At 50.6% G+C, this 13,256-nt stretch carries 9 protein-coding genes; 6 read left to right on the top strand and 3 right to left on the bottom strand.

The genetic code is table 11. The annotated features are described in order from the left end of the window. The first annotated feature begins 7 nt into the window (after positions 1-7). Entirely contained in the window at positions 8-2,677 is a 2,670-nt protein-coding gene (locus RDN79_RS03560) for a TonB-dependent receptor (protein ID WP_298553950.1), read from the top strand. A 96-nt stretch (positions 2,678-2,773) separates the two neighbouring features. Here RDN79_RS03560 and RDN79_RS03555 read toward each other — a convergent pair whose 3' ends face one another. Beyond that, complete coding sequence (locus RDN79_RS03555; protein ID WP_298553947.1) at positions 2,774-3,340, bottom strand: phosphoribosylglycinamide formyltransferase; 567 nt, start codon at positions 3,338-3,340, stop codon at positions 2,774-2,776. A 154-nt stretch (positions 3,341-3,494) separates the two neighbouring features. On the opposite strand from RDN79_RS03555, the gene RDN79_RS03550 reads away from it, so the two are divergent. Genes RDN79_RS03550 through rnc form a run of 3 tightly spaced genes read left to right on the top strand, consistent with a single transcriptional unit; the run spans position 3,495 to position 5,940 of the window. After that, the gene (locus RDN79_RS03550; RefSeq protein WP_005639879.1) at positions 3,495-3,731 is read left to right on the top strand and encodes an acyl carrier protein; all 237 of its coding nucleotides are present in this window, start codon (positions 3,495-3,497) and stop codon (positions 3,729-3,731) included. Between the two features lie 21 nt (positions 3,732-3,752). Continuing rightward, positions 3,753-5,018: a beta-ketoacyl-ACP synthase II gene (gene fabF, locus RDN79_RS03545; RefSeq protein ID WP_298553944.1), complete on the top strand. Its 1,266-nt coding sequence runs from the start codon at positions 3,753-3,755 to the stop codon at positions 5,016-5,018. A gap of 43 nt (positions 5,019-5,061) precedes the next feature. Then, positions 5,062-5,940, top strand: coding sequence for a ribonuclease III (rnc, locus tag RDN79_RS03540; protein ID WP_298553942.1), 879 nt, complete (start codon positions 5,062-5,064; stop codon positions 5,938-5,940). Positions 5,941-5,943: 3 nt separating this feature from the next. Here rnc and RDN79_RS03535 read toward each other — a convergent pair whose 3' ends face one another. Next, positions 5,944-6,957 carry an ATP-dependent 6-phosphofructokinase gene (locus RDN79_RS03535; RefSeq protein ID WP_298553939.1) on the bottom strand — a complete coding sequence of 338 codons (1,014 nt, stop codon included), beginning with the start codon at positions 6,955-6,957 and terminating at the stop codon, positions 5,944-5,946. A gap of 79 nt (positions 6,958-7,036) precedes the next feature. On the opposite strand from RDN79_RS03535, the gene RDN79_RS03530 reads away from it, so the two are divergent. After that, complete coding sequence (locus RDN79_RS03530; protein WP_298553937.1) at positions 7,037-8,557, top strand: GH3 auxin-responsive promoter family protein; 1,521 nt, start codon at positions 7,037-7,039, stop codon at positions 8,555-8,557. 39 nt (positions 8,558-8,596) lie between these two features. Here the strand turns inward: RDN79_RS03530 and RDN79_RS03525 are convergent, their stop codons facing one another. Then, entirely contained in the window at positions 8,597-9,403 is an 807-nt protein-coding gene (locus tag RDN79_RS03525) for a phosphatase PAP2 family protein (protein ID WP_298553935.1), read from the bottom strand. 609 nt (positions 9,404-10,012) lie between these two features. Here RDN79_RS03525 and RDN79_RS03520 point away from each other — a divergent pair. Further along, positions 10,013-13,027, top strand: coding sequence for a DUF6383 domain-containing protein (locus RDN79_RS03520; RefSeq protein ID WP_298553932.1), 3,015 nt, complete (start codon positions 10,013-10,015; stop codon positions 13,025-13,027). Positions 13,028-13,256 lie beyond the last annotated feature (229 nt).

Below are 13,256 nucleotides of genomic sequence, written 5' to 3'. Positions count from 1 at the left end.
AATCCGCATGAAAAAGCTATATATCCTGATTTTCGCCCTGTCGCTCTTCACCGGAGCCGCATTCGGACAAACAGTGAAAGGGCACGTCTATGACGCGGAAACCCATGAACCGCTGCCGGGCGTCAACATCACCTACAAGAAAATAAACGGGGATACGAACGGAACCATATCGGATACCGACGGAGCCTACGAAATCGCGCTGCCGGAAGGGGGGACCGACCTCCTGTTCAGCTACATCGGATACGAAAACGAACAGCTCCCGCTGGTACTCCGCAAAGGGGAGATCAAGACAAAAGATGTCTATATGAACATCAAGGCGAACCTGCTGGGAGACGTGGTGGTCAGCGCCGGACGCTTCGAACAGAAACTAAGCGACGTCACCGTCTCGATGGACCTGCTGAAAGCGGGCGATATCGCCCGGCAGGCGCCGACCGACCTGAGTTCGACACTGAACACGATGCCGGGCGTGGATATCAACGACAAGCAGCCCTCCATCCGCGGCGGAAACGGATGGACATACGGGGTCGGTTCGCGCAGCCTTGTGCTGGTGGACGGCATGAGCGCACTGAGTTCGGGCAACGGAGTGATCAACTGGAACATCGTCCCGCTCGAAAACATCGAACAGGTAGAGGTGATGAAGGGCGCCTCCTCCGTGCTCTACGGTTCATCCGCCCTGAACGGGGTGATCAATATCCGCACGAAACGGCCGGGACTCACGCCGGTCACAAGCGCCCGCACCTATGTCGGGATCTACGACCATCCGGCTCATGACGAATACGAAGGGGCGGACGTCTCGCACGCACGGCGGATCGGGAACTTCGACGTGTCGGGAGGACTCAACCTGTTTTCCGACGACGGATACCGCGAGCAGGGATACAACCGGCGACTGCGGTTCGGAGGCAATATGACGTACCACCATCCGATGAAAGAAGGGAAGCTCCTGAACTACGGGTTCAACTTCAACTACCTGGCCGACAAATATGCCGACTTCTTCATCTGGCGTTCGCCGGTGGAAGTCTACCAACCGTCGTCTATCGCCAACATGGGGCGCAAGGGGAACACCTTCTATATCGACCCCTTTTTCAACTTCACCAATCCGGCCGGCAACACCTCGCATAAGATCAAGGCCCGTTTCTATTACCGGGGGGACAACATCATCGACGGAAGTTCCGCCCGCAAGTCGCTCGACGACATCTTAAGCAATATGGGGAGCGATGCCGCCACGGTCAACGCCTATATCGACAACATCAAGAACGGAGACTACAGCCCGTTCTTCCCGTTGATCCAGCCGATATTGCAAGGCGACCTGAACGGGATCGTGGACGGGGCCGTCAACATCCTGAACGGAGTATTCCCGACTGCCACGACAGCCGACTACTGCGACCTGATCTCCTGGGTGATGAACAACAACAAGGAGAGTGCGCCCAAAGGGACGGACAAGAACTATACCTACTATGTAGACTACCAGTTCAACAAGAAATGGGACGGCGGGAGCCAGATCACCGCCGGAGCGACCTACGAACACATGAAAAGCGTTTCGAAAACGACCGGGACGCACGACAGCGACAACGCCGCCCTGTTCGTCCAGTACGACCAGCGTTTCTTCGACCGCCTGAGCGTATCGGCCGGTATGCGTGCCGAATATTACCGGGTGGACGGATACCTGCGGGAAGCGGATACCCAACTGTTCGGGACCCGGATTCCGGTCAAACCGATCTTCCGTGCCGGACTGAACTACCAGCTTGCCGACTACAGCTTTATCCGCGCCAGCTTCGGGCAAGGCTACCGCTATCCTTCGCTGACCGAGAAATATGCCCGCAAGGACATCGGCGGCGTCGGCGTGTACCCGAACAGGGAAGTGAATGCCGAAAAGGGCGTGAACGCCGAACTGGGCTTCAAACAGGGATACAAGTTCGGCAACTTGGCGGGATTCTTCGACCTGGCGGGGTTCTATACCCAGTACACCGACATGATCGAATTTCGCTTCGGGATTTTCAACAATACGACTTTGCAGTATATCAACGGGACGCGCGACCTCCTGGGCATGATCACCCAGGGACAGATGCCGGGAGTCGGCGCACAGTTCTATAACGTGTCGAAAGCGCGAATCTACGGGACGGAAATCAGTACGAACGGCGTCTGCACGTTCACCCCCAACACCACATTGAGCTACAACTTAGGGTATGTATTCATCGAACCGGAAGACGCCGGCTACAAGAAAAAGAACGAGGAAGAAGCCACCTACGACGATCCGATACGCATGAAAGAGAAGTCCAACACATCCAAATACCTGAAGTACCGCCAGAAACACACCGTGAAAGCCGTCCTCGACTTCCAGTGGAAACGGCTGACGCTGGGAACCAATATCGTATGGAAAAGCAAGACATTGGCCGTCGACTACCTGATGGTGGACGAGCGGGCGAAGGAGCAGCCGGAGATCATGGACTACGTGCGCGACATCCTCTTCGGCAACGTGGACGGGCAAACGCTTCACTCCTATTGGGCGAAGAACAACACGCCCTACTGCGTGGTCGACCTGCGTGCAGGCGTGAAGATCACGAAGGAGCTATCCTTCCAGTTCATGGTGAACAACCTGTTCAACAAAGAATACTGTACGCGTCCGATGCTGGTCGCCGCGCCCCGCACCTATGTCATGCAGTTGAGCGCGAGCTTCTGATGCCGGTTTTTCTCCGGGAGTTTCAAAAAGTTTCCTGCGCATGAAACAAAAGTTTCTCCGGCATGAAACAAAAGTTTCATCAAAGGGAAACTTTTACTACCCACCGATCAGTTCTTCTATAATATGAGGATAATGGGCGTATTCCAGCGCATGCACTTTCGCGGCGACCTCTTCCGGCGTATCGGAGGGCAGGACGGGACATTTTGCCTGGAAGATAACCGTCCCCTCATCATAATGCTCGTCTATGTAATGGATGGTAATGCCGGTCTCGCGTTCGCCGGCGGCAACGACCGCCTCGTGCACATGCATCCCGTACATGCCTTTGCCACCGAATTTAGGCAGAAGGGCGGGATGGATATTGATGATTTTACCCGGATAGGCATTCAGCAGAGGCGCGGAAATCTTATTCATGAAGCCGGCAAGGACCACCAGGTCCGTGTCGTACTCGGCAAGTTTTGCCAAGACAGGTCCCCCGTCTGCAAAATCCTCCCTCGAAAAGACAAACGAAGGAACCCCCAACCTGTTCACACGGGCATGCACGCCTACGTTCCGGTTGTTAGACAAAACAACCGCGACTTTAATACTTTCACTTTTAGAGAAATATCGGGCGATATTCTCCGCGTTCGTACCCGACCCGGAGGCAAAAATTGCTACGTTTTTCATGTTTTCTCCTGTTTTTGTGCACAAGAAAAGATAAAATGTGCAGTTTTCCACATTTTTAGCTCATTAAATTTGTTTTGTAACATAAAAAATTCTTTTCTTTGCACTGCAAATTTAAAAAGTATATTCGTATTTATTAATCTAAATTGAAAAAGTTATGTCTGAAGTTGCTGAAAGAGTAAAAGCTATCATCGTTGACAAGTTAAGTGTTGAAGAAACAGAAGTTACAAACGAAGCAAGCTTTACTAACGATTTAGGAGCAGACTCTCTTGACACTGTAGAACTGATTATGGAATTCGAAAAGGAATTCGGTATTTCTATTCCTGATGATCAAGCAGAAAAGATTACAACTGTAGGCGACGCCATTGCTTACATCGAAGCTAACGCGAAGTAATCAATCCTTTTAATTAAAGGTATGGAATTAAAAAGAGTTGTGGTAACAGGTCTTGGAGCTATTACTCCTCTTGGTAATACTCTTCCGGAAACATGGGAAGGTATTATCAATGGGAAGAGTGGAGCCGGGCCTATTACTCAGTTTGATGCATCCAAATTCAAGACACAATTTGCATGCGAAGTAAAAGGCTTCGACCCGTTGACAGTAATGGATCGGAAGGAAGCCCGCAAGTGTGACCGTTATAGTTTATTCGCAATAAATGCCGCAAAACAAGCGATTGAAGACGCAGCTATGGACTTGGACAAGGAAGACAAGGACCGTATCGGCGTTATCTTCGCCTCCGGTATCGGCGGTATCAAGACATTCGACGAAGAGGTATTAGGATATGCAAAGATCAAAGACACGATCGGTCCTAAGTTCAATCCGTTCTTCATCCCGAAGATGATCTCCGATATTGCAGCCGGGCATATCTCCATGCTTTACGGATTCCACGGCCCCAACTTTGCGACAGTATCCGCTTGTGCATCTTCTACCAACGCGATCGCTGACGCGTTCAACTATATCCGTCTGGGAAAAGCAAACGTGATCATAACCGGTGGCGCCGAAGCCGCCATTTCGGAATCAGGCGTCGGCGGGTTCAACTCGATGAACGCGCTGTCGACCCGCAACGATTCGCCCGAAACCGCTTCCCGCCCGTTCAGCGCAAGCCGTGACGGATTCGTGATGGGAGAAGGCGGTGCCTGTCTGGTCCTGGAAGAGATGGAACACGCTTTGGCTCGCGGAGCTAAAATATATTGCGAAATTGCCGGAACCGGCATGTCTGCCGATGCTTACCACCTGACCGCTTCCCATCCGGACGGATTAGGAGCCAAGTTGGTGATGCGAAACGCATTGGAAGATGCGGAAATGGCTCCGGAAGACATCGATTATATCAATGTCCACGGGACCTCTACCCCGGTAGGAGATATTTCGGAAGTAAAGGCGATCAAAGAAATCTTCGGAGATCACGCCTACAACCTGAATATCAGCTCGACGAAATCAATGACAGGTCACCTCTTAGGTGCCACCGGAGCATTGGAGGCAATCCTTTGCATTATGGCAATTAAAGACGGTATCGTACCTCCCACGATCAATCATGCAGAAGGTGACGATGATCCGGAAATCGATCATAAACTGAATTTCACATTCAATAAAGCTCAAAAAAGAGAAGTGCGGGCAGCACTGTCCAACACCTTCGGGTTCGGCGGGCACAATGCTTGTGCTATTGTAAAAAAATTTGTGAAGTAACGTGTTTACAAAGTTATACAAAAGAATAAGGCTCCTCAAGAACATGGGTAAGGAGCCTTATTCTTCTTTATACAAGATACTCGGTTTTTATCCCGATAACATCCACCTTTATGAACAAGCCTTCCTCCATAAATCCTCATCCGTAGAAAGCGGTGACGGCAGATGGCTGAACAACGAACGGTTGGAGTTTTTGGGCGATGCCATATTGGATGCAGTCGTAGGCGATATCGTTTACAAACACTTTCAGAACAAGCGGGAAGGTTTCCTGACCAACACCCGCTCCAAAATCGTACAGCGCGAAACGATGAACCGCGTTGCCGTCGAACTGGGACTCGACAAGATGGTCGTGTACTCTGCCAAACTAAGCTCTCACAACAACCACATGTATGGAAATGCCCTCGAAGCACTGATCGGCGCGATCTACCTGGACCAGGGCTATGAGGTCTGCTACAACTTCATCCAGAATGTGCTCATCAAGAAATATGTCAACCTGGAAACGATCGCCCGCAAAGAGGTCAATTTCAAATCGAGCCTGATCGAATGGAGCCAGAAGAACAAGCTCGAAATATCGTTCGACCTGATCGAATCGTTTACCGACAACGACGGGAACCCGGTGTTCCAGACAGGCGTGACGCTTTCCGACACACAGATAGGCGTAGGCATCGGCTATTCGAAAAAAGAATCCCAGCAAAGCGCCGCCAAGATGGCGATCAAGAAACTACGAACCGACAAAACATTCCAGCAATTCATCTCGGAACTCAAGAAGAAGAAAACCGGCGAGAACACAGCCGAGAACGAGTTCGAGGAACTCCCAGAAGAAGCCGTAGAGAACAACGCACAGGAAACAACTGAAATGGAAATGAACGGCACGGAAAAAAGAAAAGCGGAAACAAGCATGGAAACCGTTCCCGCCGAAAGCTAATTTTCAATTTCCGAAGGAGATTCCCATCCGTTTTCCCTGAACGATCAGATCATGTCCGGGAGTCACCAATTTCAACTTACCGGCCACCTCCGAAAGAGGGATCGACTCGACTTCACTGCCTCTCATGCAAACCATCCGTCCGAATTGCCTGTTCGCGATCAGTTCCGTAGCATGTCCGCCCAGGCGGGTAGCCAAATTGCGGTCGAAAGGAGAAGGATTGCCTCCGCGCTGGATATATCCCAAGACCGTATCGCGGCTTTCGATCCCGGTCGCCTCCTCTATGACACGCGTCACATAGACGGAAGGACGCTCCTTGTCGGGCGTTTCGATCCCTTCAGCCACAACCACGATGGAATAGGGCTTACCACGGCGGGCACGGTCCAGGATCACTTCGTTTATCTTGTCCATATCGAAGCCCAGTTCAGGCAACAGGATCACATCGGCGCCTCCGGCCATCCCGGCATACAGCGCGATCCAGCCGGCATGATGTCCCATCACCTCCACCACCATCACCCGCTTGTGCGAACTGGCAGTCGAATGCAGGCGGTCGATCGCTTCGGTCGCGATATTGACAGCCGTATCGAACCCGAAGGTTATGTCCGTTCCCCAGATATCGTTGTCGATAGTCTTCGGCACGCCGATCACGTTCAGACCCATCGCCGAGAGCATGCCGGCGGTTTTCTGCGTCCCGTTGCCGCCGATGCAGACAAGGCAGTCCAGGCCGAGTTCTTCATAATTCTGCCTGATGAGCTGCGGCTTCTCGCTTTCGCCCGAAGCCAAGAGTTTACGGAAAGGTTTCTCGCGGGAAGTCCCCAGGATCGTACCGCCCAGGTTCAGGATACCGGAAAGGCTGCGTTCGTCGAAAGTCTGGACATCTTTATTCAGCAGGCCAACAAAGCCGCTGTGTATGCCGATGACTTCCATGCCATAGTGCATAATGGCCGTTTTACCGACACCGCGTATCGTGGCGTTTATTCCGGGACAATCGCCGCCGGAGGAAAGGATACCTATTTTCATCGTTTTTTCGGATTAAGTACTTGTCCAACAAAGATACGGAAATTATCGTATCTTTGCATGCAATTCAAACAACAGGAGCATGGATATTCTGACAAATACAATATCACTACTCTTCCGCCCACGGCAAAAAGAGATCGCAAAGTTTGCGCAGGATGCAGACGCCATCCAGCACAGACAGTTGAAATCCCTTCTGTCTGCCGCCCGAAGCACCGAGTGGGGCCTGAAATACGACTACGAAAACATTCAGGGATATGCAGACTTTTGTGAGCGGATTCCCTTGCAGACCTACGACGACCTAAAGCCATACATCACCCGTATGATAAACGGAGAAAGGAATATCCTCTGGCCTTCGGTCGTGCGGTGGTACGCAAAAAGCAGCGGCACCACGAACGACAAAAGCAAGTTCCTTCCCGTCACGCCCGAAATCCTGAAAGGGTGTCATTACAAAGGCGGCTTCGACACCGTCTCCATCTATCTCCGGAATAATCCCGACAGCCGTTTCTTTTCCAGCAAAGGGCTAATCTTAGGCGGAAGCCACAGCCCTTCCCCTTTGAACCGGAATGCGCATTGCGGGGACCTTTCGGCCGTCCTGTTGCAGAACCTGAACCCGCTTGTCAACCTGATCCGCGTCCCCGACAAGAAGATCATCCTGATGGATGAATGGGAAAGCAAGATCAAAGCGATCGTCGAAAGCACCTGGAAAGCCGACGTGAACAGCCTGTCCGGCGTCCCCTCGTGGATGCTGGTACTGATCAAGGCTGTGTTGCAAAAGGCGGGATGCGAATACCTAACGGACGTCTGGCCCAATATGGAGGTATTCTTCCACGGCGGGATCAGTTTCGAGCCGTACCGGGACCAGTACAAGGCGTTGATCCCCTCGGACCGGATGCAATACATGGAAACCTACAACGCATCGGAAGGTTTTTTCGGCCTCCAGGACGATCCGGCGGAACACAGCCTGCTGCTGATGATCGACTACGGCATCTTCTATGAATTCATCCCAGTGGGCGAGGTGGGCAGCGAACACCCGACCGTCCTTCCGTTAGAAGCCGTAGAGGTGGGGAAAAACTATGCGATGGTGATCACGACCTCCGGCGGATTGTGGCGTTACCAGATCGGCGACACGGTCCGTTTCACCTCCCTCTATCCGCACAAGTTCGTGATATCGGGACGTACCAAGAACTTTATCAATGCCTTCGGCGAAGAGTTGATGGTAGACAATGCAGACAAGGCGATCAGCAGCGCCTGCCGCTTGACGGGAGCCAAAGTGAAAGAATACACCGCCGCTCCCCTCTTCATGCTGGACAAGGCGAAAGGCCGCCATCAATGGATGATCGAATTCGAAAAAATGCCGCCTTCGCTGGATGAATTCGCTTCCTTGCTGGACAAGACCTTACAACAGCTTAACTCCGACTACGAGGCAAAACGTTATAAAGAAATTTCCCTCCAACCGCTGGAGATATTGATTGCCCGCGAAGGGACCTTCTACGAATGGCTCCGCCGGAAAGGGAAATTAGGCGGCCAGCACAAAATCCCCCGCCTCAGCAATGACCGGACGTTTATTGAGGAGCTGATGGAGATTTCGGGAATTAAGAATTAAAAATTAAGAATTAAAAAATAGAGGGAATGATGATATTTCTCAAAACTTCCATGACAGATAGAGGGCACCTCCATCTGGGCGGAGCGTCGGAGCGACGACGAGGCGGTCGCTTCCCTTCATATTGATTTTGCGGGCGATCGCGTTGCGGATAGGGAAATAAGTCAAGTAGGCGAGTTCGACGGAAAGGATACCGAAACCGGCCCCCGCCACCACATCGGCCACCCAATGCCGGTTGTTGTACAAGCGCGAACAGGCGACGAAGGTTGCCAGCGCATAGCCGGAATAGGCCAACACCGGGCTGCTGTCCTTCAACTCCTTCCAAGCGATATGCGCACCCAAGAAAGCATTGGCGGTATGTCCGGAAGGGAACGAGTGAGGACCGCCGTCGGGGCGTATTTCATCCACCGTGTACTTGACCGTCCGTGTCATGGCGGCATTGAAGCCTTCGGCAATAACGACTAAGCAGAGTTGATCCACCCAGTTATGCTTCTCCTTCCCCATCAGGTCGCATACGAATACCCAACCCAGCATCCCCCATTCCATATAATCGTCGATCCGTATCTTCCTAACGGAATCTTTGCGGGAAAAGAGGTGGAAATCATTCATCCCGTCTATGGCAGTGCCGATCGCCCCGACTGTTATCAGGGAAGCGGGAAGGATCAGGCTTTTCGGCTTGAATTTATATTCGACGACGGACATCCGGGATGTGCTGTCGTCCCGTGCCTCCGCATCGGACACGGAAAGGCGTAGAGGCGATTCAGGCAAGGAAGGCTCGCGAACCGCCCCAACCGCCGTAAATATTGTAAACTGAAATAATGCCAGCAGGATGCAAATAAAAGATTTCACTAAATACCTTGTTGAATTTCGCCCCCAAAGGAACAAAATTCTTCTTACATCACAACTATCGGTTTGCTATTTCTTAACGGCAAAATAGCGAGGCAGCCGTATATAGTGATCCTTTTTATCCCCCGAACCGGGGGAATATGTTGCATAAACGGTATTGTTTTGTTCTGTAACCCACATATTTCGGAAAATTAAAGGCGTTTTTTCTTGTTGATTCGGAAAACCTATTTACCTTTGCAACGATTCCGTAGTGGGCAGCGGCTCACAGTGCGCGGGATCGTTTACATATTGTAAGCATTTTACGAAGATTATTCCAATCTTAAAATCTGGTAAATTTTAAACACGCCGGAATAATGGACAGTAAATGCTTGCGCTGATTACGTTATGGTTTATCCACTTTAGATAGGGGGAGTATATTATATCGTATAGGCGCGGGCTATTGTTCTATTATTGGCGTGTGGGCTTACCAGAGCCTTAAGATTAATAATAGACAATTGGCCCGCGTTTTTTTTATGCCCGTTCATAATCATTCGCGGGAAGTTGTTTCCCTTCGTAAGATTAGTTGTTGGATTTTTATACACTATTTTATTAACAATTAATTTTATAATGATTATGAACAAGAGATTTTCTACTCTTATGACAACGGGCCTGCTGATGTTGGGCGCGTTGTTCAGTAATGCGAATGCGCAAGCTCCCGGTGCCGGAGTTGAAGCAGTCACAGGCAATGTAAAAGAATTTTCCGGTTACTACCTGTTGGGTGACGGAACAAACGGGTTCTTGAAAGGCAAGGAGGCCACTATCGAGAATACCAAGTTTACGGTTTTGGAAGGAACTGTGAAGGACAAATTCACAGCAACAGATGAGATTGACGACGAATACTTCTGGACGATCGAGCCGCAATTGACTGCCGGAACTGCTACCGGTGTGACCGTATCCGGTTTCAAATTCAAAAACAAAAAGACGAATGCCTATCTGACAATGACGGATGGTACGGATTTGAAGCCTGCTACAAAGCCGACAATTACGGTTTTCAACTGGTATGACACGTATGATGCTACCAATGGCTTTGATATGACAAGTGGTAAGAAGATTACGATGACAACCAATGGTGTAACATTGGCTGCTTCAACCACAGTGACCCTTGGTCCCGTAGGCTCTGCAACTGACATCAAAGCTTACCGTGCCAAGGCCAAGGAAATCAAAGCCGACGACTTGAACGGCATCCGCGGTTCCTTCTCCTTCAATGCCGACGGATTGAAAACCAGCATCTTTGCCAAGAACATCAAGGCTTTCAACGTTTCCCAAATCACGACCGGATTCAGCGAAACCGATGATAACAAAGACATCCCGGCCGGTGTTTACTTCGCCACTTCATGGGGCGACCTGACAGGTAACGCTATCACGACTTACGAAGACTTTGCAAAATGTACGTTCATCGCCATCGACCCGACTACGAGCCTGAGCAAGGACGACAAGGAAGTGAAGGACGGCAAGAACCTCGGCTTCGTGGAAGTACAGGGCAATGACTTCAACTTCTTTACAAGTTCCGCAACAGGCGAACAGCAGTCCAAAAACAAAGAAGTGTATGTAGGCAACGCCGCTTTCAAAGTCGAAACAAGCGAAGCCTATCTGGCAAACGGCAAATATTCTTATGCCATCACGACTGTAGGTACTATCCGCCACTTGAAAGAAAAAGGAAAGACGGAACAAGTGACAAGCGCAAATGCTGCCGGTATCGACGTTGCAACAGTCGACACTAATGTAAAGAAACTGACCGCAACCGTAAAAGCGGCTGCCGGTAATGTTTTCACATTCGGCTCGAACCCGATCTCCAAAGTGAATCGCCTGCTGAACAGCACAGGCGCTTCGATCTACAACATCCGTTTCGAAAGCGGTAAATCTGAAGTTGAAGACGAAGCAACCGAAAAGGGCAAATACCTGAGCGCTAATTTTATTACCGGTACAGATTACTCCCTTGTCGCACAAGGTTCAGCCGTTGCCAACCTGAACACTCCGTTGTATCAGTTCGTTATTTCGGCTGTCGATACGACCCAGAACATCGTGACTTTCAGAAACCGCGAAGCCGGTTATGAGTTCAACTGCGAACTGGATACGACTACGACCGCTGGCGTATATTATATTGCAAGCGCCCAAAAAAATAGTGCTCCTGCGCAGTTCCAGGTAATCACGGTAAACAAAGATGGTAAATATACGGAAGAAACGGCCGTCAACTTGACAGGCAAGACCATCACCCTGATTCCTGCAACGGTAGACAAGTTTGCCGGTTTTGCCTTAAGAGGTGAGAACCACGATTATATCCGCTTGGCATTTGCAAAAGATGCAAACGCAGAGAAATTGTATGTGACGGTTGATGAAACGACAACTCCGGGTACTCCTGTATTGGCAGAAGTTTCCGACGAAGAAGCTGCCATGTTCGAACTGGTAAGAAACGATGCTCCTTCTTATTTGAAGAACGACTATGTGATGTTGGACGATAAAGGTAAAGTAAAGACTATGTCCGGTAAAGACACGGTTGCTTACTATACTTATAATGTCAGATATCAGGTGAACAACTTGGATTGGTATTATCTGGACAATTCTTCTTTAGCTCTTACCAAGGAACAGGCATCTACAGTTCCGGGTGCTGCTCATGCTTTCATCATCAAGGAAAACAAGAACGGTTCCGTTTCCATCATGGATAAGATCGCTTACAATGCAAAAGCCATCGCGTTTAAGACTTCTACTGATAAAGCTGAAATGTCAGCAGCCGGTGTACCTTACCAGAACGCCGATGCCGCCTCTGTCAAACTGTATATCGCACAGGATATCTACGGCGCAAGCCTGGAAGCTGTTCCGGGTCACGTAGCGATCAGCGCCGAAAACGGCGGTTATGTATCAATGGATGAAAACCGGGATGCCCGCATTGCCATCAAGACGGCAGCCGACGTGGATCTGACTTTCTGGTTGGATACTGCTGATGTAGACAACACGCTGCCTTCTTTCTATATCTCCAAGGGCGTAAAAGACGCTGCCGAAAGACTGTATCTGTATTATGCTGCCGACTCTGCCGCTTATGTAGGCGGTCCGGACGCCAAGAACCCGTACAAATGGTCGAACGGCGACAACAAACTGATCTTCAAGGCCGCCACATTGGCCAACTCCGACACGTTGGTAACGACCGCCAAGGGACAGACGGTCAAAGTAGCCATGAAGCAGGATGCCGATGGCACGCAGGCAGGTCTGGCTAACTTCCGCTATCAGATCTTCAAGGCTTCGGATGCAGAAGAGGCTTATGTGGTACGTTGCGGCGTTCAGTTCCTGAAGAACAACAACGGCGAGTTGACTTTGACAAGCGATGTGAAAGACGCTCTCCGCGTATATGTCGACACTCAGGAAGCTCCGACAGCCAACGAAGGCGTTGAAGTGGCAACAGTCAAAGTCATCGCAGGCGAAGGCAACGTGACGATCGCAGGCGCTCAAGGCAAGAAGGTGGTCATCAGCAACATCCTCGGCCAGGTAGTGGCCAATACGGTCATCGCATCCGACAACGCTGTAATCGCCGCTCCCCAGGGTGTGGTCGTCGTAGCTGTCGAAGGCGAAGCCGCTGTAAAGGCAATCGTGAAATAATAAATAGACATTTTATAATCAAATAATTCTAAAGTGCCGGTTGCGCGGGGGTTGCGCCCCAATTACCCTGCGAGAGGCGAACAAGCGGCCGGATTAATATTAATAATACTAAAGTATATTGAATTTGAAAAGTTCAAGTAGCCTTTCCCCTGTGAAGGACGAAGGCATACACAAGACAAGCCCCGGAGGTGATCGACATCTCCGGGGCTTCGTCGTTTCACGGGAGCGG

The organism is uncultured Parabacteroides sp. (assembly GCF_902493135.1).
Taxonomy (GTDB): Bacteria; Bacteroidota; Bacteroidia; order Bacteroidales; family Tannerellaceae; genus Parabacteroides.
This window is presented reverse-complemented; position numbering and strand designations above follow the sequence as displayed.

Excerpts from the sequence above, each read along its gene's own strand:
- RDN79_RS03560 (WP_298553950.1), top strand. The coding sequence starts at position 8 with ATGAAAAAGCTATATATCCTGATTTTCGCCCTGTCGCTCTTCACCGGA.
- RDN79_RS03555 (WP_298553947.1), bottom strand. The coding sequence starts at position 3,340 with ATGAAAAACGTAGCAATTTTTGCCTCCGGGTCGGGTACGAACGCGGAG.
- RDN79_RS03550 (WP_005639879.1), top strand. The coding sequence starts at position 3,495 with ATGTCTGAAGTTGCTGAAAGAGTAAAAGCTATCATCGTTGACAAGTTA.
- fabF (WP_298553944.1), top strand. The coding sequence starts at position 3,753 with ATGGAATTAAAAAGAGTTGTGGTAACAGGTCTTGGAGCTATTACTCCT.
- rnc (WP_298553942.1), top strand. The coding sequence starts at position 5,062 with ATGGGTAAGGAGCCTTATTCTTCTTTATACAAGATACTCGGTTTTTAT.
- RDN79_RS03535 (WP_298553939.1), bottom strand. The coding sequence starts at position 6,957 with ATGAAAATAGGTATCCTTTCCTCCGGCGGCGATTGTCCCGGAATAAAC.
- RDN79_RS03530 (WP_298553937.1), top strand. The coding sequence starts at position 7,037 with ATGGATATTCTGACAAATACAATATCACTACTCTTCCGCCCACGGCAA.
- RDN79_RS03520 (WP_298553932.1), top strand. The coding sequence starts at position 10,013 with ATGAACAAGAGATTTTCTACTCTTATGACAACGGGCCTGCTGATGTTG.